Here is an 18,929-nt window from a genome sequence, read left to right as displayed (position 1 = left end):
TATTTACACTAAATGAAAAGCATCTCAGTCCCAAAAGGTAAAAAGGTATATTTTGCCAGCGATAACCATTTAGGTGCTCCAACACAGGAATTAAGTCTTCCCAGGGAAAAGAAATTTGTAGCGTGGCTGGATGCCGTAAAGAGTAATGCTGCGGCTATTTTCCTGCTGGGTGATTTATTCGATTTCTGGTTTGAGTATAAAACTGTTGTTCCCAAAGGATTTACACGGACTTTGGGTAAACTTGCGGAAATTTCAGACTCAGGTGTTCCTATATACTACTTTGTTGGCAATCATGATCTCTGGATGAATGGGTATTTTGAAAAAGAACTCAACATCCCGGTTTACCATAAACCTCAACAATTCAAAATCAATAATACTACCTTTTTTATAGGTCACGGAGACGGATTAGGCCCTGGTGATAAAGGATATAAGAGAATGAAAAAGCTTTTTACTAATCGGCTGGCTCAATGGTGCTTCCGTTGGTTACATCCCGATCTTGGAGTCAGGCTGGCGCAATATTTCTCCATTAATAACAAACTAATTTCTGGAGAAGAAGACATTCACTTTTTGGGTGAAGATAAAGAATGGCTGGTACAATATTCCAAGAGAAAATTAAAAGAAAAACATTGCGATTACTTCATATTTGGTCACAGGCATTTACCTCTTGAAATCTCATTGAGTGAATCATCTTCCTACATAAATCTCGGTGACTGGATTTCTTATTATACCTATGGTGAATTCGATGGTACAAACTTCTCCCTGGAAACTTTTGGGAAGTAAATTGCGTTATCTTAAATCCTTGATTTTTAACTGTAAGCTTACCATTCCATTCCAATGATTTTCTTCCAGAGAGAAAACAGCGCTAAAAAAGTTTCCATTTTGAACAACTGAAAGCTTACTTCCTAAATTAAATCCTATAGCGCCTACCTTGCCAGTATTATTTTGAGACACTGAAAGTTTAAGATGTTTATTACCCTCTCCAACTCCTTTGGCATATCCGGTATCCCTGAGATTTTCGGACATAAATACAGGTCTCATATTACCGGGCCCAAAAGGCGCAAATTGTTGTATTATACGCAAGAGTTTCGGACTTATCTGATCTAAATCGAGTTTTGCATCAATGAGAATCTCCGGCGTTAAGAGATTTGGATCTATTGTTTTCGCAACTACGCTTTCAAATTGTGCTTTAAATATTTCGTATTGGTCTTCAACCATCGTAAGCCCAGCCGCATATTTATGCCCGCCAAACTGCTCGATAGAATCTGCGCATTGTTCTAAGGCATTGTAAACATCAAAACCCTTGACAGACCTTGCTGAGGCTGCAAGTTTCTCGCCGCTTTTGGTGAAAACTAATGTAGGCCTGTGATACGTTTCAGTAAGTCTGGAAGCAACTATTCCAATAACCCCTTTATGCCAGGTATCTTTATAAACAACAGAAGTAAATCTATTTTCCTCCTTATTTCGGAGGATCATATCAAGTGCCTCATCCGTAATCTCCTTATCCAATCCCTTTCTGTCAGTATTGAATTCTTCAATGTCTAAAGCATATTTAAGTGCCTGCTCCATATTTTGTTCTGTTAATAAATTAACCGCATATTGGCCATGCCTCATTCGGCCTGCAGCATTTATTCTTGGAGCAATTATAAAAACAACATCGGTTATAGTGAGTTTTTTCTTCTGGAGGTTATTAATTATGGCTTTAAATCCAATTCTTGGTGCTGAATTAATTACCTCGAGCCCAAAATAAGCCAATACCCTGTTCTCTCCTGTAATTGGCACAATATCCGCCCCAATAGCAGTAGCTACAAGATCAAGATATGGAATGAGATTATCAAAGCTATCCTCTCTATTAAAGTTTAGAGCTTGTATCAGTTTAAAACCAATTCCACATCCGCATAATTCATCATAAGGATAGGAACAATCTTCTCTTTTCGGGTCCAGGACTGCCACTGCATCTGGAATTTTTTCTCCCGGCCTGTGGTGGTCACAGATAATGAAATCAATTCCCTTTTCACTAGCATAGGCTACCTTTTCAATCGCTTTTATGCCGCAATCTAATGCAATAATTAGTGTAAAACCATTATCATCCGCAAAGTCAATCCCTGCATATGAAATGCCATAACCTTCTTTGTATCTGTCCGGAATGTAAGTTGCTACATTTGGGTATAGCGTCAGTAAATATGATGATAGTAAGGCTACTGCCGTAGTTACATCCACATCATACTCTCCATAAACAAGTATGTTTTCATTTGTTTGTATCGCATTTTCTATGCGCTTCACGGCAAGTTCCATATCCTTCATTAGAAATGGGTCATGGAGATCGGAGAGTTGTGGTCTAAAGAATTTTTTTGCTTCTTCGTAAGAAGTAATACCGCGTTGCAATAATAATTGTGCTATTAACCTGTTTACATTAAGTATTTTGGCCAAAGCCATTATTTGATCATCATCATGTTTTGGTTTTAATGTCCAGCGCATTATTCTAACTAATCAGTCAACTGTAAGATAAGATGAATTCATGCATTTTAAATGCAGGAATTGTTATTTTAATTTTATTATGATCAGAATAAGATCCCCATAGAACGGGCATCAATTATTATGGAATAATGTTTCAATTTTTAACGTTGCAAATTTCCTGAACATTTCCATTACTCCACAGTACTTTTCAACCGAAAGATCCACAGCTCGCTGTAATTTTTTTTCGTCGAGGTTATTTCCCCTAAAATGATACTCAATAGTAACAGCGTCATAATATTTAGGATGTTCGTCTGTAAGGTTGGCAGAAGTGTCTATACTGAATTCATCCACATCGAGCTTCATTTTTTTAATTAGCATCGCAACATCAAGACCAGAACACCCGGCCAAAGCCGATAGCATAAGTGCTTTAGGCCTTAGGCCTTTTCCTTCTCCACCTGCATCAGGACCTGCATCTATTGTTAAATTTAATCCGGAAGGATTACTACTCTCAAAGGCCATATTACCCAACCATTTCGTTGTAATTAGATTTGTTGTGCTCATAATTTTTCGTTTCTTGTGGAATACAAAAATACTATCGCTATGCCACTTGTACAACCTCTGGACCCCAATCATGATCCGCAGACCAAAAAATTGGCAGAATTTTTCAACGAAACCCTTGGTTTTTGCCCAAATTCTGTACTCACAATGCAACACAGACCGGCAATTTCTAAGGCCTTCATCAACCTAAACAAGGCGGTTATGGCCAATGAAGGAGGGGTAACTTCTGCTCTTAAACGAATGATTGCGTGGGTTAGCAGCAATGCCACAGGTTGTCGGTATTGCCAGGCCCATGCCATACGTGCCGCGGAACGCTACGGTGCAGAACAGGAACAACTGGATAATATTTGGGAGTACAGAACCCATGCTGCTTTTTCGGAAGCTGAACGCGCTGCTCTGGATTTTTCCCTGGCCGCTTCACAGGTACCCAACGCTGTTGATGAAAAAATCAAAGAACAATTATACAAATTTTGGAATGAAGGTGAAATCGTTGAAATGTTAGGGGTAATTTCCCTTTTTGGTTATCTAAACCGCTGGAACGATTCTATGGGAACAACCATAGAGGATGGAGCTGTAGAAAGTGGTGAACTCTATTTAGGTAAGTATGGATGGGAAAAGGGAAAACATAAATAAGCTTTCATGCGAAAATCAAATTTGATTTTATCCTGAGGATTTCCCAGAAGGTTTTGGTTATTTTTTTCCTGCCACGACAATTACAAATTCTCCTTTAGGAGGAATGCTTTCAAAATGCGCTAAGACTTCCGATGTTGTACCTCTAACAGTTTCTTCATACATCTTGGTAAGTTCTCTGGAAACAGATATTGGTCTTTGTGGGCCAAAATAGGTAACAAATTGTGATATGGTTTTTAGAAGCTTATGGGGTGACTCATAGAATACCATAGTTCGGGATTCTTCTGCCAAAGTTGCCAGTCTGGTTTGTCTGCCTTTTTTCAGTGGCAGGAAGCCTTCAAAGACAAAACGGTCATTGGGAAGTCCACTTATTACTAGTGCAGGAACAAAAGCAGTAGCTCCCGGAAGACATTCAATTTCGATATTCTGTTCAACACAAGCCCGGCTTAGTAAAAACCCAGGATCGGAAATAGCGGGAGTACCGGCATCAGAAATCAGTGCAATTTGATCTCCGCTTTTAAGTTTTTGCAAAATGCCATCTATCGTTTTATGCTCATTGTGCATATGATGACTCTGCATTGGAGTATTAATGTTGTAGTGCTGTAAAAGTTTTTTGCTAGTGCGGGTGTCTTCAGCCAGTATCAGGTTTACTTCCTTTAGAACTTTTATCGCCCTAAAGGTAATATCTTCCAAATTTCCAATAGGTGTTGGAACAATAAATAACTTGCCTGTCAGCACTAATTTAAGATCTTAGCATATTTTGTTGAATATGAGTAACATGAATTTCTCATAATCGAACTTAACCCAGTATTTAAAATTATGAGAACCTACGTTCTATAAGAGCAAGAAACCTGGTTTCATATTCTTCTTTTCCTGACCATTTATTGTAATCTGGTTTAACCATATTTTCAATAAAGGCTATAGAACGCTCATGAGAATCAATGGTGTTCAACTGGGAGATTACTCTGTTAAAATCTTCTGTGCTATCATTAAAAAGATGTTTAACAAAAGCTAGCCTGTCGTTCAAGCCCACAGTTATTTCCTTGTTAGAAAGTTTCTCATTTAACGATTTGGGCGTAGAAACTTCTTTTATTTCCTGAGATATATGTGCTGAGGTTTTATTATTATCAGCTTTGGTAGTCTGAGGTTTTGCCACAAATTCCGCGAATAGCCTGTCGTTATCCTCATCATTCGGCATTTCAGATACCATCCCTTTAATAGTATCAATTCCCTGAGTAATAATATCTTCTTCGTGCGGGTTATTTTCAGGAACGTGTTTATTCTCATTCATTACGGCATTGGCCATTTTTTCAAACCGGGACGCCAGAACATTTTTTGATACGTCAATTTCAATATCGTTTAGCTTTTCATCAATAAACTTAAGAACGGCCAATTTCTCATAAAGATTTCTGGCAGCTTCATACAACTCCGGTATCTCCATCTCCTCAAGACTCTTTGATGTAATAATATCTGTAGACATCTTGATTAATTCCTCTTTCAGTTTTCGCTTCATTTCTTTTTATTTAGACTAAACAGTAAAGGTCTATCTTTTTTAATACTTTTATATTTCGTTAACATAAATAAGGGAATAAATCCCTTACTATGCAATAAAATTACAAAATGTTTCTCGAAAACACTGTTAATCATAAGGAACAATTCGGTTGGATAGAGGTTATCTGTGGCTCAATGTTTTCCGGGAAAACGGAAGAATTGATTCGTAGACTTAAACGGGCCCAGTTTGCGAAACAAAAAGTAGAAATTTTTAAGCCAATTGTAGACACCAGATATCATATAGAAAAGGTAATCTCTCATGATGAAAATGAAATTCGTTCCACGCCGGTACCCGCGGCGGCAAATATCCGGCTACTGGCAGACGACTGCGATGTAGTTGGGATAGATGAAGCGCAGTTCTTTGATGATGAAATTGTGACAGTTTGCAATGATTTGGCGAATATGGGTATACGTGTTGTTGTTGCAGGCCTGGATATGGATTTTAAAGGAAATCCCTTCGGTCCAATGCCGGCTTTGATGGCCACAGCGGAATACGTAACCAAAGTTCATGCTATTTGCACACGCACGGGAAATCTTGCCAATTATAGTTTTAGAAAATCCAACAATGATAAATTGGTATTGCTCGGTGAAACAGAAGAGTATGAACCCTTAAGCAGGGCGGCATTTTACAAGGCTATGCTTAAAGAAAAAATAAATAACATGACCGTAGAAGCGGAGGAAATAAAACGAGCCAAAAAGGATGCCAATGCCAAAAGCTAAGGAAACTACATTGGAATTGGATCTGGTTGCTTTAGAACACAATTACAATTATATAAGAACCAAACTACATCCTTCCACAATGTTCCTGGCTGTTGTAAAGGCTTTTGCCTACGGAAGTGATTCTGTCATCATTGCAAAAAAACTGGAGAAACTCGGTGTAGATTATTTAGCTGTAGCTTATGCCCGTGAAGGAATGGTTTTGAGGGAGGCCGGGATTAAAACCCCTATTCTTGTATTGCATGCACAGCCTTCCAATTATTCGATGATCATAAAATATTGCCTGGAACCCAGTATATATTCCCCCAGAGTACTTCGCGAATTCCTTAAGGCCTCTAAGGTCGAGAAACAAAAAGCCTATCCGGTACATTTAAAATTCAATACAGGCCTCAACAGGCTTGGATTTTGGGAAAATGATATTGACTATATCGCGGATATGCTTACGAATAGAGAAGAATTGAAAATAAAATCAATATTTTCTCATTTGGCTGCCTCTGAAGATAAATCAGAAGAAACATTTAGTAATCATCAGATAAATTCCTTTAAAAAGATTGCCAGGGAATTTAATTCCAAATTAAGAATCAATCCATTTATGCATATTTTAAATACCTCCGGGATATTCAATTATCCTGAAGCGCAATTTCAAATGGTGCGGAGTGGAATAGGCCTTTATGGATACGGAAATGAAGCGAAGTACGACGCTGAATTGCTTCCTGTAGCGACATTAAAAACTGTAATCTCCCAGATACACACTATAGAACCAGATGAGAGCGTAGGTTACAACAGGGCTTTTAAGGCTGAGGGACACAAAAAAACAGCGACTCTACCTCTCGGTCACGCAGATGGAATAGGCAGACAATACGGCAATGGAAAAGCTTCGGTTCTGGTCAACGGTGTGGAGGCGCCAATTATTGGTAATGTTTGCATGGATATGATCATGATTGATATATCAGATATTGAATGCAACGAAGGTGATGAAGTTATAGTATTTGGTAAAGGGCATTCCGCAGAGACTTTTGCAGCCGGAGCAAATACGATTTCGTATGAAGTTTTAACTGGTATTTCTCAAAGGGTTAAAAGGGTAATTATAGGAGCTTGACGGTCTGTTTGGCATATTGTTAAGCATAGTTATTTTGAGTATCTTACCAGTGCATTTATTATCTAACCATTTAAAAACTAATAACATGTTAAAAGAATTTAAGAATTTTATTATGACCGGCAATGTAATTGATTTTGCAGTTGCGGTAATCATGGCCGGAGCCATAGGCCTCGTTATTAATGGCTTCGTAGCGGACATTATTATGCCAATAGTAGGAGAATTTGCTGGAGGAGTAGATTTTGCCAATTTAAAGTATGTCCTCACAGAGGCTTCAGGGGTTGAAGGAGAAGCGGGCTATGTAGCAGAAAATGCAGTTCGATGGGGTGCGTGGGTAAACACCATTGTTAATCTCCTTATTGTTGGATTTGTAATGTTTATTATCGTTAAGGCTTATAACAAAACAAAAACGCCACCACCACCGCCAGCTCCTTCAGGACCAAGTCAGGAAGAGCTATTAACACAAATCAGAGATTTACTGAAAAAATAATTAGATATAAAGCTTCCACTTCGGGAGTTACCGCTACATTACTAAATTAACCTAAAGGCCACCATTTAGCTTTCGCAAACTGAATTGGTGGCCATTTTTTTAATGTTGTTAATTATATAACATTTTGTTATATTTTTATATTTTTAATAAAAAGTCTTGTTCTTCAACATTGGTTGCAATACCTTTGAGCACTAAATTGTAAAGACATGAAGGTAGCTGTGGTAGGCGCCACCGGTATGGTTGGTGAGGTAATGCTTAAAGTGCTCAAGGAACGAGATTTTCCAATAACTGAATTGTTATTGGTAGCATCAGAGCGATCTGTTGGCAAAAAGATGTCCTATAATGGACAATCCATTAGCGTAATAGGCCTTGAGGATGCCGTTGCTGCGCGTCCGGATCTGGCTATTTTTTCTGCCGGAGGAGAAACATCATTAACATGGGCGCCAAAATTTGCAGCAATGGGTACAACTGTAATTGATAACTCTTCTGCCTGGCGCATGGATCCTGAAAAAAAGTTGGTAGTTCCGGAAATTAATGCAAATACGCTTACGAAAGAAGATAAAATAATTGCCAATCCCAATTGTTCAACTATACAGCTTGTTATGGTACTGGCACCCTTGCACTCCAGATATAAAATGAAGCGGGTTGTGGTTTCCACATATCAATCCGTTTCAGGTACAGGGGTAAAAGCCGTAAAACAGTTGGAGAATGAAATGGCCGGAATACAAGGTGAAATGGCATATCCATATCCTATCAACAGAAATGCTTTACCTCATTGCGACACTTTTATGGACAATGGGTATACGAAGGAAGAAATGAAATTGGCGAGGGAACCCCAAAAGATACTGGACGACCGTACATTTTCAATATCAGCAACCGCTGTGCGTATTCCTACAGCAGGAGGTCATTCTGAATCGGTTAATGTTGAATTTGAATCTGACTTTGAACTAAATGAGGTGAGAAAAATTCTAAATAATACTCCGGGTGTTGTTGTGCAGGACAATCCGGATACCAACACATACCCTATGCCAGTTTATGCGCATGATAAAGACGATGTTTTTGTGGGGCGAATTCGAAGAGATGAAACCCAACGAAACACTTTAAATATGTGGATAGTTGCTGATAATCTCAGAAAAGGTGCGGCAACCAATGCAGTTCAAATTGCCGAATATCTGGTGCATAAAGAACTCATCTGATAGTAGTATCATAAAATCTGTTAAAACCTTTAACTGCATGGGCACTTAAAGGTTTTTTTATGGTATTTTTGGTCTTCATAAATTTTAACTACCATGAAAAATATAGGGATATTATTACTTCTTATTTTAACAAATATTTCTTGCCAGAAATCAGATAAAAAAGATGCCATTGCCGTGAACTATCCAATGACTAAAAAAACAGATTCTGTTGATACTTATTTTGGGACGACAGTTGAGGATCCTTACCGTTGGTTAGAAGACGACCGAAGCGAGGAAACAGAAAAATGGATAAAAGAAGAAAACACAGTTACTTTTGGGTATTTGGAAAAAATACCATTTAGGAAAGATCTGAAAAACAGATTGGAACAACTATGGAACTACGAAAAACTTAGTTCCCCTTTTAACGAAGGTGATTACACCTATTTTTATAAAAATGACGGGCTCCAAAACCAATATGTGCTTTACCGTCAAAAAGAGAACCAGGAAGCTGAAGTTTTTTTAGACCCAAATAGTTTTTCGGAAGACGGAACTACTTCCCTTATGGGTCTGAGTTTCACTAAAGATGGCTCAATGGCTGCCTATGCCATTTCGGAGGGTGGAAGTGACTGGAGAAAGGTAATTGTAATGGAGACTGAAAATAAAACTATTGTTGAGGATACCCTTATTGATATAAAATTTAGTGGCTTATCCTGGTACAAGAATGAAGGTTTATATTATTCTAGTTATGATAAACCTAAAGGAAGTGAACTCTCTGCCAAGACAGACCAGCACAAACTTTATTACCATAAGCTGGGAAGCCCGCAAAGCACAGATAAATTAATTTTTGGAGGTACTCCTGATCAAAAACACAGGTATGTAGGTGCAAGTGTGACAGAGGATAATAAGTACCTCCTTATTTCAGCCGCAAATTCTACGGCTGGGAATAAGCTTTATTTAAAAGATTTAAGTAAGCCGGATAGTAAGCTTATAACCATATTAGACCATGAGGATTCAGATACCGACTTCATTGAAAATGTTGGCTCAAAGCTATACTTTGTTACCAATTTAGATGCACCAAATAAGAAGATCATTGCTGTAGATGCTTCAGACCCTAGTCCGGCAAATTGGGAAGATATTATACCTGAAACAGAGCATGTTCTTAGTCCGAATACCGGTGGGGGTTACTTTTTTGCAGAATATATGGTTGATGCTATCTCTAAAGTTTTGCAATATGATTACAACGGTAAGCTAATCCGGGAAATAAAACTGCCTGGTATAGGTAGCGCGAATGGCTTTGGTGGAAAAAAAGAAGAAAAGGAATTTTACTTTTCCTTTACCAATTATAATACCCCGGGTTCATCTTATAAATACAATGTGGAAACGGGCGAATATGTCCCTTACTGGAAACCACAAATTGATTTTAATCCGGATGACTATGAGTCTAAACAGGTTTTCTATACATCTAAAGATGGAACAAAAGTCCCTATGATTATAACTTATAAAAAAGGACTGGAACTTAATTCTAAAAACCCGACCATTCTTTATGGCTATGGTGGATTTAATATAAGCCTTACCCCTTCTTTCAGCACTATCAATGCCGTTTGGATGGAGCAGGGTGGTGTTTATGCTGTGCCAAACTTGAGAGGTGGTGGAGAATATGGGAAAAAATGGCATAATGCCGGTATAAAAACAAAAAAACAAAATGTGTTCGACGATTTTATAGCTGCCGCAGAGTATCTTATTGAAAACAAATATACCTCATCGGAGAATTTAGCAATTAGAGGTGGTTCTAATGGTGGTCTTTTAGTAGGAGCTACAATGACCCAAAGACCTGAACTAATGAAAGTAGCACTACCGGCTGTAGGTGTTTTGGATATGCTACGGTATCATACTTTCACTTCAGGTGCAGGTTGGCATTATGATTATGGCACTTCAGAAGATAGCGAAGAAATGTTTGAATACTTAAAAGGTTACTCTCCTTTACATAATGTTAAAGAAGGAGTTGAATACCCCGCTACCCTGATTACAACTGGAGATCATGATGACCGTGTTGTACCTGCACATAGTTTTAAATTTGCGGCTGAACTTCAGGAGAAACAATCTGGTCCTAATCCTACTCTTATTCGCATTGAAACTAATGCCGGTCACGGAGCAGGAACCCCAGTCAGTAAAACAATTGAACAATATGCCGATATATTTGCATTCACCTTATATAATATGAACTATAAGGAATTACCCAACAGAGCGGTCATCAAGGAATTTAAAGAATAACTATCAATAATACAGAACAAAATCCGTTTCTGTAGAAACGGATTTTTTTTTGAAAGTCAATAAGCTATTATCATGTTAAAAATAACCGGTCTATCTTTTGCCTATGATAAGGATTCGGTATTGGATGATATTGGGTTTTCTGTTGAAAGAGGTGAGCATCTTGCCATAATGGGCGAAAGCGGTTGCGGTAAAAGCACTCTTTTACAGCTAATTTACGGTTCTCTGCAACCGGTATCAGGAGAAATATATTGGGGGAAGAAAAAGGTAAAGGGGCCTCTTTATAAACTCGTCCCGGGAGAGTCTTACGTAAAATATATGTCACAGGGGTTCGACCTGATGGGGGTAACTACCGTTTCAGAAAATATTGCTGAGTTTCTCTCAGTAATTTATCCAAAAGAACTAAAAGAACGTACTCAAGAATTGCTTGAGGTTATTGAAATGAAGCAGTTTGCAAATACCAAGGTAAAGCATCTGAGTATTGGACAGCAACAGCGCGTTGCTTTAGCCAGGGCTTTAGCTCAAAAGCCCGAGTTGCTGCTGCTGGATGAACCGTTCAGTCATATCGACAATTTTAGAAAAAACAGCCTGAGAAGAAATTTGTTTAACTATCTGAAAGAGGAGCAGATTACTTGCTTAACTGCTACTCATGACCATAATGATATATTGCCCTTCGCAGACAGGGTACTTGTGCTTAAGGATAGCCAAATATTGGCTGACGAACCTATATTGGAATTGTATAAAAATCCCGGAAACCTCTATATTGCTTCACTCTTTGGGGAAGCCAATTTAGTGCCTATAAACGTTATAAAATCATATGCGGATACCAAACGTAAAATTATTGTCTACGCCCATGAGTTTAAGGTATCTAGAAATTCTGGGCTTCCTGTAGTTATAAAAAAATCATACCCTATGGGAAGTCATTATCTGATTGAAGGAATTACCGAAGAACAGATAATCTATTTCCATTCAGAAAGGGACATTAAGCCAGATACAGAAGTCTTCCTTAATATCGCTCTTGAAACAATTAACGAAAGACTAAAGCTCCAATCGATCGCAGGAGGATGAATAAAGAATTGATTTTGCAGGAATTAAAGTTCAGGGCTGTCCGAAGTAGCGGTGCAGGTGGCCAACATGTTAACAAAGTATCTACAAAAGTAGAACTGACTTTGAACATTCCTATTTCCATGGCTTTTAATGAATCTGAAAAAGAACGCTTATACAAAAATCTGAAGAGACGGCTTACATCGGAAAACAATCTCCTGGTACAATGTGATGATTCCCGTAGCCAACATAAGAATAGGGAAATTGCAGAGGACCGATTGCTAAACCTAATTGAAGAGGCGTTAAAAGTTCCAAAAAAACGCAAAAAAACTTCCCCCTCCAGGGCTTCAGTGGAAAAACGATTGAAATCTAAGAAAGCAATAGCGAAAAAGAAAGCCAGCCGAAAAAAACCGGAAGATGAATAATTAGATTATTGGTCAACCGTATTTACTAAAGTCCCAATTCCGTCAATTTCAATTTTGATTTCATCCCCTTTTTGTAAAGTAAATCCTGAAGGCGGCACTATTCCTGTTCCGGTCATTAATAAGCTTCCGTTTGGAAAAGTGTTTTCGGTATACAGGTAACTTACCAAATCTTCAAACTTTCTTTTAATTTGATCTATCCCTATCTCACCGGTAAATACCTGTTTACTCCCTCTGCTTATTTCGAGCCTTATTTTTGTTGTTCTTGGAAGAGGTCCTTCAATAACCAAAATACAGGGGCCAATGGCTGCAGAACCATCATAAGTCTTTGCCTGGGGCAAATACAAAGGATTTTCTCCTTCAATGCTTCTGGAACTCATATCATTCCCAATGGTGTATCCCACAATTTTACCAGATGAGCTAATTACCAATGTCAACTCCGGTTCCGGAACGTCCCAGTCAGAGTCTTTTCGTATTCTGACTTTACCTCCGGAACCTATTGCTTTGTGCCCCAACGCCTTAAAAAACAATTCGGGTCTTTCTGCGACATATACCCTTGCATAAAAATTACTTCCTCCTTTTTCTCGCGATTCTTCTTCACGTCCTAGTTTGCTATTGAAATATGTCACACCACTTGCCCAGATTTCCTGGCTTCCTACCGGGGCAATTAGTTCTTTTTTTAAGTAAACTTCTGGATCTCGAAGAGGCTTCAGCTCTGATATCAGTTGTGTTATTTTTGTAAAAAGGTTATTATCATTAATAAATGAATCCCAATCTTTATTTTCCAATAGATAAAATGTTCCTTTATTCTCTATCAGAATTCCTTTAAATACCTTATAAACTTTCATTTGAATATGGATTGCGCAATCAATTAAAGATGGCAGATGACCTGGAACAATTTATTGAAAAATATGCGATTCTGAGTATTTTTTAAGTATTCATTTTACTAATGGTATCAAAGAATCTTTTCAATACAAATCGTTTTTTGATTAAAATCAAAGCAATGTCCTTCAGATTTCCCCAAGAGAATTTTCCCTATAGGGCTTAATGCAGAAACACAATATATTTGTGTAGAACCCTTTTTAAAAGCTCCTGCCGAAATTGAAATGTAATACGCACTATCGGCAGTGACTACAAGACTGCCCTGAACAACTTTAGCAGGGTTGTTCGAAGTACTAATGCCGGCCAATACTTGTCTCATCTTTTCTGCTTCATATAGTTGATGTCCAAGCTTCTCCCTTTCAAGTTGAATCATAGCCCTTCCCGTTTCATGTTTGTCCCCGGCGCTACTTTTTGTCTCAGATTTCAGTGAATCGTTAATGCTCTCAATGGTATTTCTTATGCGGAATATTCTCTCCTCTGCAAATGATTCACAAAATCTGCGTAATTCATCCTTGATCGCCAATGAAATTTCCATGTCAGGTTAAATCCGCTAAATTTTTTCCTACCAAACTTCCTATAGCGATCCCCATGCCTCCCAGCCTTACCCCACAAATTAAATTATCGGAAAGTTGCTTTACAATCGGTCTCTTTTTATTCCCTATCCCCATAATACCGCTCCATCTATGCTCAATCTCAAAATCAGTATTGGGTAAAATGATTTCGTGCAACATGGCATCCAGTCTATTCTGAATTAATTGTGTTTGTCCAAATTCTGATGTTTCTTCCGTTTTAAAATCCAGATTTCGGCCCCCACCTAAAAGAATACGATTCTCTATATTTCTGAAGTAATAAAAACCCTCATCCAGGTGAAAAGTCCCCTTAATCTGCAGATTATTAATTGGTTTTGTAATCAATACCTGTGCCCTGGCAGGTTTCACTTCCTGATCTAAAAGCTGATTGGCAAATCCATTTGTTGCGATAATAAGCTTTCCTGTCTCAAACTCAAATTGATTAGTACAAACTTTTACAGTACCCTGACCATCATCAAAAGAAGTAACCTCAACGGAATTTAAAATGTTAATCCCGGAACGACGAACCAACGACAACAAAGCGTTCATCATAGTCCCTGTATTAATTTGAGCTTCAAACCGACTAGAGATGTAATGATCGTGGATATTACCAAAAGCAAAAGTGTTGGATTGCAAATAATATGGCCCTTGCTCGTAAACTGATTCGAGCAAATTATTTACGCTCCCCAGAGCTTCATAACACTCATTAAATAATTTAGTGTCTTCCTTTAAAAAAAGTTCATGCCCTCCAAGTTGTTGAAAATCCATTTTGGAGTCCCCCAGGGTATTTCGTAATAGTTGAATACCTTCCCATCTGCTTCTCACAAGTTGCAGCGCTTCCTCTTCGGTATGGCTTTTAAGGTCGCTAACAATTTCTGAGATGCTGCCAAAACAGGCAAATCCGGCATTTTTTGTGCTTGCACCCTGCGGCAATACCCCTTTTTCAAGAATAAGAATTTTAGCTTTTGGGTATTTTTTGCTCAAATAATATGCACAATTTAGGCCAACAATCCCGCTTCCAACTATTGTAAAATCAATGTTGGACAACCATGTTTTATATTCCCAATAACTAAGATTCATAGTGTTATAAAAAACTCCGACATTGGCCGGAGTTTAATTCTATTCTTTTGGTTTAGGATCCATCTTAAAATCTTCCATGAATTTTGTAGTATAATTCCCTGCCAGATAATCCGGATGATCCATTAATTGCCTATGAAAAGGTATCGTGGTCGCTATGCCTTCAATCACAAATTCGTCCAAGGCCCTTTTCATTTTATTAATTGCTTCTTCCCTTGTCTGGGCCGATGTAATAAGTTTAGCAATCATTGAATCATAATTTGGTGGAATTGTATATCCGCTGTAAACATGAGTGTCCAACCGTACTCCGTGACCTCCCGGAGTATGCAAAGTTGTTATTCTTCCCGGTGAAGGTCTGAAGTCGTTATAGGGATCTTCTGCATTAATTCGGCATTCAATGGCGTGAAGTTTGGGAAAATAGTTTTTGCCTATAATAGGCACTCCTCCTGCTACCAATATTTGTTCCCTAATCAGGTCATAATCCACTACTTGTTCTGTAATAGGATGTTCTACCTGTATACGAGTATTCATTTCCATGAAGTAAAATTCCCGATGTTTATCTACCAAAAATTCTATGGTCCCTGCACCTTCATATTTTATATATTCCGCAGCCTTAACCGCAGCATTTCCCATTTCTTCCCTCAGATTATCGGTCATAAAGGGAGAAGGGGTTTCTTCGGTAAGTTTCTGATGTCTTCTTTGGATTGAGCAATCTCGTTCTGAAAGGTGGCATGCCTTGCCGTACTGATCTCCGATGACCTGAATCTCAATATGCCTTGGTTCTTCAATAAGTTTTTCCATATACATCGCGCCATTGCCAAAGGCGGCTGTTGCCTCCTGAACGGCACTTTCATAAGCCGCTTCAATATTCTCTTCTTTCCAGACTGCTCTCATTCCTTTTCCCCCACCACCCGCTGTAGCCTTTAGCATTACGGGGTACCCCATTTTCTTTGCTTCTTTTTTTGCATGGCCAACATCTTTCAGCAAACCTTCAGAACCGGGAATAGTGGGCACACCTGCCTTTTTCATGGTCGCTTTGGCAGTAGCTTTATCTCCCATTTTATCTATATGCTCTCCGGAAGCACCAATAAATTTAATTTTGTGTTCCGCACAAATTTTGGAAAATTTTGAATTTTCAGATAAAAATCCATAGCCGGGATGTATTGCATCCGCATTAGTAATTTCTGCTGCAGCAATAATATTGGGTATTTTCAGATAGGATTCGTGGCTGGGTGCCGGGCCAATACAAACCGCCTCATCGGCGAATCGCACATGCAGGCTCTCTTCATCTGCTTTTGAGTACACGGCCACCGTCTTTATACCCATCTCCTTACAGGTCCTTATAATACGCAAGGCTATTTCACCTCGGTTCGCAATTAGTATTTTTTTAAACATAGTTTTTACTAAAAGATTCTTAAGACACCAAAATCAAACATTTAAATGTGTTTTGATAACAAGTCCTTGTAAATAATTTTTAAGAGGGATCTACCAGGAATAAAGGCTGGTCAAACTCCACCGGAGAAGAATCCTCAACTAACACTTTTATTATTTTACCTGAAACTTCAGATTCTATATCATTGAATAATTTCATTGCCTCAATTACACACAATACATCACCCTGTGATATATTAGCACCAACCTCAACAAATGGCGGTTTGTCCGGAGATGGTTTTCTATAAAAAGTGCCAATAATGGGCGATTTAATAGTAATATATTTAGAGTCTTCATCTGTGCCCGAAGTATCTGCACTTGCTTCAGGAGTAGCTTCCGCGCCGGATACTGGTGCAGGTGCTAAAGATGGAGCAGCAGGTGCAGCACTAACCGGTATTTGCTGCACATAGGTAGTAGATTCCGGTTGTGTGTTAAATGCTCCTGTCCTAATGGTTATTTTAATTTCATCGGTTTCAAGTTTCACTTCACTAGCGCCCGATTTGGCTACAAATTTTATTAAACTTTGAATTTCTTTTATATCCATGGAATTCTATTTTATTCGTTATTGTTATTATATGCCCATTTTAAATATATGGATCCCCAGGTAAATCCTCCTCCAAAAGCTGCAAATACCAGGTTATCTCCCTTTTTCAGTTTCGATTCGTAATCAGACAGTAATAAAGGTAGTGTTGCTGAGGTTGTATTCCCATATCTTTCAATATTCATCATCACCTTAGACTCTTCCAATTCCATCCTCTTTGCCGTCGCATCAATAATTCTTTTATTTGCCTGATGTGGTATTAACCAATCTACATCATCATGTGTAAGATTGTTACGTTCCATTATTTTCGCCGCCACATCTGCCATGTTTGAAACAGCAAATTTAAAAACCGATTTTCCATCCTGAAAAACATAATGTAATTTGTTTTTGACAGTTTCTTCGGTCGAAGGCATTAGAGAACCTCCTGCTTCAATCCTCAAAAATTCTCTTCCGGAACCATCAGATCTCAAATATTCATCTTGTAAGCCCAATCCTTCATGATTTGGTTCAAAGAGAACCGCTCCGGCTCCATCACCAAAAATTATACAGGTGGTTCTATCTGTATAATCAAGGATAGACGACATTTTATCAGCACCGATCAGCAGGACCTTTTTATACTTCCCGGATTCAATATAGCGCGCTGCAGTAGACATTCCATATAAAAAGTTAGAACAAGCAGCCTGCATATCAAATGAAAATGCGTTTATAGCCCCAATCTTTGTGGCTACATAAGCTGCTGTTGAAGCAACCGGCAAATCAGGTGTTGCAGTTCCAACAATTACGAGATCAATTTCTGTCGGATCCAAATTAGACTTGCTTATTAAATTTTCTGCCGCCTTAATGGCCAGATAAGAAGTGCCCTTATCTTTATCTTTTAAAATTCTTCTTTCTTTGATTCCTGTTCTGGTGGTTATCCACTCATCCGTAGTATCCACCATAGTTTCCAAAATTTTATTGGTTAACCTGAAGTCTGGTAAGTATGCCCCTACAGCTGTAATCGCTGCTGTTATTCTGCCCATAATAAGTGCGGTTATTATCAAGAAACCTTAAAAAATGGTCGAAAATCCGTGAAAAATAGTCAATTTTTAGGACTTTTTAACCAAAAAGATAATATTTAAAGATTTTGGTCTACGCCATAAAAAAACTCCCATTCATTTATAAGTGGGAGTTTAAAATTATAGCACGGTATACTATACTGTTTCTTCTTCTGTCTTATCAATTAGAACCTGCCCGCGGTAATACAACTTACCTTCGTGCCAATGCGCTCTGTGATATAAGTGCAATTCTCCTGTCGTTGGATCCTTTGCAAGAGTAGGGGCAACTGCCTTATAATGAGTTCTTCTCTTATCCCTTCTTGTTCTGGATATTTTCCTTTTAGGATGTGCCATTTTATAATCTATTTATCCGTTAGTAATTTTTTTAATGCCTCCCACCTGGGATCTATTTTATTCTTGTCTTTCTTATTCTCTTTTGGCTGCAATTCTTCAAGCCTTTTGAGTGCATCTGAATTTAATGTCCCGTCTAATACCCCGGGATGTATGCGCTTGGAAGGCACCGACAATACAATCATTTCATAAATGTATTGTGCAATATTAACCTGATGTTCTCCATGTGGAATAATGAGTATTTCATCATCCTCGTCATTAAAGGCTTCACCGAACTTCACTAAAAGTTTCAACGAAGCTTCTATATTCTGATCAAAAGGTTCATTAGTAAGATCACAATGGAGATTTACTATACCTTTCGACTTCATTTCAAGCTCGAGAACCGTAGACAATTTGTCCAATGCAATGTGCAGGCTAATAGCCGCATCATTAAATTCAAGGTAATCAAAAGATTCAAAGAACGTATTGTCTATATGATATTCAAACTTGTGTTTCCCTTGTTTTAATCCTGCAAAAGGAATACTGTATTCCTTATTCTTCATGGCGCTATACACTAGTTTAAGGCGTGCAAAGATACCTTTTTTTTCTAAAAACCCAATTAAAAAGAAAATATATTTCCCAAGGAATATACCCGAAACA

Annotated in this window: 21 protein-coding genes; 9 read left to right on the top strand and 12 right to left on the bottom strand. The window is 38.2% G+C overall.

Annotated features, from left to right (window positions below):
- Nucleotides 1-12 precede the first annotated feature (12 nt).
- Nucleotides 13-780, top strand: a complete 768-nt coding sequence (locus Q0X89_RS00580; protein ID WP_297690666.1) for a UDP-2,3-diacylglucosamine diphosphatase — start codon at nt 13-15, stop codon at nt 778-780.
- Nucleotides 781-786: 6 nt separating this feature from the next.
- On the opposite strand, the gene recJ is transcribed toward Q0X89_RS00580, so the two are convergent.
- Together recJ and Q0X89_RS00570 are read right to left on the bottom strand one after the other, a co-directional pair.
- Nucleotides 787-2,475 carry a single-stranded-DNA-specific exonuclease RecJ gene (gene recJ / locus Q0X89_RS00575; protein WP_297690665.1) on the bottom strand — a complete coding sequence of 563 codons (1,689 nt, stop codon included), beginning with the start codon at nt 2,473-2,475 and terminating at the stop codon, nt 787-789.
- A 111-nt stretch (nt 2,476-2,586) separates the two neighbouring features.
- Nucleotides 2,587-3,015 carry an OsmC family protein gene (locus tag Q0X89_RS00570; RefSeq protein ID WP_297690664.1) on the bottom strand — a complete coding sequence of 143 codons (429 nt, stop codon included), beginning with the start codon at nt 3,013-3,015 and terminating at the stop codon, nt 2,587-2,589.
- A gap of 39 nt (nt 3,016-3,054) precedes the next feature.
- On the opposite strand from Q0X89_RS00570, the gene Q0X89_RS00565 reads away from it, so the two are divergent.
- On the top strand, nt 3,055-3,645 hold the full coding sequence (locus Q0X89_RS00565) for a carboxymuconolactone decarboxylase family protein (RefSeq protein WP_297690663.1): 591 nt from the start codon (nt 3,055-3,057) through the stop codon (nt 3,643-3,645).
- 57 nt (nt 3,646-3,702) lie between these two features.
- Here Q0X89_RS00565 and rsmI read toward each other — a convergent pair whose 3' ends face one another.
- Both rsmI and Q0X89_RS00555 read right to left on the bottom strand, forming a co-directional pair.
- Complete coding sequence (rsmI, locus tag Q0X89_RS00560; protein ID WP_297690662.1) at nt 3,703-4,380, bottom strand: 16S rRNA (cytidine(1402)-2'-O)-methyltransferase; 678 nt, start codon at nt 4,378-4,380, stop codon at nt 3,703-3,705.
- 79 nt (nt 4,381-4,459) lie between these two features.
- Nucleotides 4,460-5,155, bottom strand: a complete 696-nt coding sequence (locus Q0X89_RS00555) for a hypothetical protein (RefSeq protein WP_297690661.1) — start codon at nt 5,153-5,155, stop codon at nt 4,460-4,462.
- Nucleotides 5,156-5,262: 107 nt separating this feature from the next.
- Between Q0X89_RS00555 and Q0X89_RS00550 the strand changes: the two genes are divergently transcribed.
- The 7 genes from Q0X89_RS00550 (at nt 5,263) to arfB (ending at nt 12,408) form a co-directional block, all read left to right on the top strand.
- Nucleotides 5,263-5,913: a thymidine kinase gene (locus Q0X89_RS00550; protein ID WP_297690660.1), complete on the top strand. Its 651-nt coding sequence runs from the start codon at nt 5,263-5,265 to the stop codon at nt 5,911-5,913.
- Nucleotides 5,900-7,009, top strand: coding sequence for an alanine racemase (gene alr / locus Q0X89_RS00545; protein ID WP_297690659.1), 1,110 nt, complete (start codon nt 5,900-5,902; stop codon nt 7,007-7,009). Before Q0X89_RS00550 ends, alr begins: the two co-directional genes overlap by 14 nt.
- Before the next feature lie 85 nt (nt 7,010-7,094).
- On the top strand, nt 7,095-7,496 hold the full coding sequence (gene mscL / locus Q0X89_RS00540; RefSeq protein WP_297690658.1) for a large conductance mechanosensitive channel protein MscL: 402 nt from the start codon (nt 7,095-7,097) through the stop codon (nt 7,494-7,496).
- A gap of 206 nt (nt 7,497-7,702) precedes the next feature.
- Nucleotides 7,703-8,692 (top strand): aspartate-semialdehyde dehydrogenase, encoded by a 990-nt coding sequence (locus Q0X89_RS00535; RefSeq protein ID WP_297690657.1) that lies wholly within the window; start codon nt 7,703-7,705, stop codon nt 8,690-8,692.
- A 93-nt stretch (nt 8,693-8,785) separates the two neighbouring features.
- Nucleotides 8,786-10,942 carry a prolyl oligopeptidase family serine peptidase gene (locus tag Q0X89_RS00530; RefSeq protein ID WP_297690656.1) on the top strand — a complete coding sequence of 719 codons (2,157 nt, stop codon included), beginning with the start codon at nt 8,786-8,788 and terminating at the stop codon, nt 10,940-10,942.
- A gap of 72 nt (nt 10,943-11,014) precedes the next feature.
- The gene (locus Q0X89_RS00525; protein WP_297690655.1) at nt 11,015-12,007 is read left to right on the top strand and encodes an ABC transporter ATP-binding protein; all 993 of its coding nucleotides are present in this window, start codon (nt 11,015-11,017) and stop codon (nt 12,005-12,007) included.
- Nucleotides 12,004-12,408: an alternative ribosome rescue aminoacyl-tRNA hydrolase ArfB gene (arfB, locus tag Q0X89_RS00520; RefSeq protein WP_297690654.1), complete on the top strand. Its 405-nt coding sequence runs from the start codon at nt 12,004-12,006 to the stop codon at nt 12,406-12,408. Before Q0X89_RS00525 ends, arfB begins: the two co-directional genes overlap by 4 nt.
- 5 nt (nt 12,409-12,413) lie before the next feature.
- On the opposite strand, the gene Q0X89_RS00515 is transcribed toward arfB, so the two are convergent.
- The 8 genes from Q0X89_RS00515 to Q0X89_RS00480 all read right to left on the bottom strand — a co-directional run bounded on the left by Q0X89_RS00515 (nt 12,414) and on the right by Q0X89_RS00480 (nt 18,832).
- Entirely contained in the window at nt 12,414-13,253 is an 840-nt protein-coding gene (locus tag Q0X89_RS00515; protein WP_297690653.1) for a fumarylacetoacetate hydrolase family protein, read from the bottom strand.
- Between the two features lie 107 nt (nt 13,254-13,360).
- Nucleotides 13,361-13,822, bottom strand: a complete 462-nt coding sequence (locus Q0X89_RS00510) for a 3-oxoacyl-ACP synthase (RefSeq protein WP_297690652.1) — start codon at nt 13,820-13,822, stop codon at nt 13,361-13,363.
- A 1-nt stretch (nt 13,823) separates the two neighbouring features.
- Nucleotides 13,824-14,936, bottom strand: a complete 1,113-nt coding sequence (locus Q0X89_RS00505; protein WP_297690651.1) for an FAD-binding oxidoreductase — start codon at nt 14,934-14,936, stop codon at nt 13,824-13,826.
- Nucleotides 14,937-14,975: 39 nt separating this feature from the next.
- Nucleotides 14,976-16,328 (bottom strand): acetyl-CoA carboxylase biotin carboxylase subunit, encoded by a 1,353-nt coding sequence (gene accC, locus Q0X89_RS00500; protein WP_297690650.1) that lies wholly within the window; start codon nt 16,326-16,328, stop codon nt 14,976-14,978.
- 79 nt (nt 16,329-16,407) lie between these two features.
- Nucleotides 16,408-16,908: an acetyl-CoA carboxylase biotin carboxyl carrier protein gene (gene accB / locus Q0X89_RS00495; RefSeq protein ID WP_297690649.1), complete on the bottom strand. Its 501-nt coding sequence runs from the start codon at nt 16,906-16,908 to the stop codon at nt 16,408-16,410.
- An 11-nt stretch (nt 16,909-16,919) separates the two neighbouring features.
- Nucleotides 16,920-17,924: a beta-ketoacyl-ACP synthase III gene (locus Q0X89_RS00490; protein WP_297690648.1), complete on the bottom strand. Its 1,005-nt coding sequence runs from the start codon at nt 17,922-17,924 to the stop codon at nt 16,920-16,922.
- A 171-nt stretch (nt 17,925-18,095) separates the two neighbouring features.
- The gene (gene rpmF, locus Q0X89_RS00485) at nt 18,096-18,293 is read right to left on the bottom strand and encodes a 50S ribosomal protein L32 (RefSeq protein WP_297690647.1); all 198 of its coding nucleotides are present in this window, start codon (nt 18,291-18,293) and stop codon (nt 18,096-18,098) included.
- 8 nt (nt 18,294-18,301) lie between these two features.
- On the bottom strand, nt 18,302-18,832 hold the full coding sequence (locus tag Q0X89_RS00480; RefSeq protein WP_297690646.1) for a DUF177 domain-containing protein: 531 nt from the start codon (nt 18,830-18,832) through the stop codon (nt 18,302-18,304).
- Nucleotides 18,833-18,929: the final 97 nt, after the last annotated feature.

Source organism: uncultured Eudoraea sp. (assembly GCF_947258525.1).
Taxonomy (GTDB): domain Bacteria; phylum Bacteroidota; class Bacteroidia; order Flavobacteriales; family Flavobacteriaceae; genus Eudoraea.
The sequence above is the reverse complement of the archived record's forward strand: the minus strand, read 5'-3'. Positions and strand labels throughout refer to the sequence as shown.

Excerpts from the sequence above, each read along its gene's own strand:
- Q0X89_RS00580 (WP_297690666.1), top strand. The coding sequence starts at position 13 with ATGAAAAGCATCTCAGTCCCAAAAGGTAAAAAGGTATATTTTGCCAGC.
- recJ (WP_297690665.1), bottom strand. The coding sequence starts at position 2,475 with ATGCGCTGGACATTAAAACCAAAACATGATGATGATCAAATAATGGCT.
- Q0X89_RS00570 (WP_297690664.1), bottom strand. The coding sequence starts at position 3,015 with ATGAGCACAACAAATCTAATTACAACGAAATGGTTGGGTAATATGGCC.
- Q0X89_RS00565 (WP_297690663.1), top strand. The coding sequence starts at position 3,055 with ATGCCACTTGTACAACCTCTGGACCCCAATCATGATCCGCAGACCAAA.
- Q0X89_RS00555 (WP_297690661.1), bottom strand. The coding sequence starts at position 5,155 with ATGAAGCGAAAACTGAAAGAGGAATTAATCAAGATGTCTACAGATATT.
- Q0X89_RS00550 (WP_297690660.1), top strand. The coding sequence starts at position 5,263 with ATGTTTCTCGAAAACACTGTTAATCATAAGGAACAATTCGGTTGGATA.
- alr (WP_297690659.1), top strand. The coding sequence starts at position 5,900 with ATGCCAAAAGCTAAGGAAACTACATTGGAATTGGATCTGGTTGCTTTA.
- mscL (WP_297690658.1), top strand. The coding sequence starts at position 7,095 with ATGTTAAAAGAATTTAAGAATTTTATTATGACCGGCAATGTAATTGAT.
- Q0X89_RS00535 (WP_297690657.1), top strand. The coding sequence starts at position 7,703 with ATGAAGGTAGCTGTGGTAGGCGCCACCGGTATGGTTGGTGAGGTAATG.
- Q0X89_RS00530 (WP_297690656.1), top strand. The coding sequence starts at position 8,786 with ATGAAAAATATAGGGATATTATTACTTCTTATTTTAACAAATATTTCT.
- Q0X89_RS00525 (WP_297690655.1), top strand. The coding sequence starts at position 11,015 with ATGTTAAAAATAACCGGTCTATCTTTTGCCTATGATAAGGATTCGGTA.
- arfB (WP_297690654.1), top strand. The coding sequence starts at position 12,004 with ATGAATAAAGAATTGATTTTGCAGGAATTAAAGTTCAGGGCTGTCCGA.
- Q0X89_RS00515 (WP_297690653.1), bottom strand. The coding sequence starts at position 13,253 with ATGAAAGTTTATAAGGTATTTAAAGGAATTCTGATAGAGAATAAAGGA.
- Q0X89_RS00510 (WP_297690652.1), bottom strand. The coding sequence starts at position 13,822 with ATGGAAATTTCATTGGCGATCAAGGATGAATTACGCAGATTTTGTGAA.
- Q0X89_RS00505 (WP_297690651.1), bottom strand. The coding sequence starts at position 14,936 with ATGAATCTTAGTTATTGGGAATATAAAACATGGTTGTCCAACATTGAT.
- accC (WP_297690650.1), bottom strand. The coding sequence starts at position 16,328 with ATGTTTAAAAAAATACTAATTGCGAACCGAGGTGAAATAGCCTTGCGT.
- accB (WP_297690649.1), bottom strand. The coding sequence starts at position 16,908 with ATGGATATAAAAGAAATTCAAAGTTTAATAAAATTTGTAGCCAAATCG.
- Q0X89_RS00490 (WP_297690648.1), bottom strand. The coding sequence starts at position 17,924 with ATGGGCAGAATAACAGCAGCGATTACAGCTGTAGGGGCATACTTACCA.
- rpmF (WP_297690647.1), bottom strand. The coding sequence starts at position 18,293 with ATGGCACATCCTAAAAGGAAAATATCCAGAACAAGAAGGGATAAGAGA.
- Q0X89_RS00480 (WP_297690646.1), bottom strand. The coding sequence starts at position 18,832 with ATGAAGAATAAGGAATACAGTATTCCTTTTGCAGGATTAAAACAAGGG.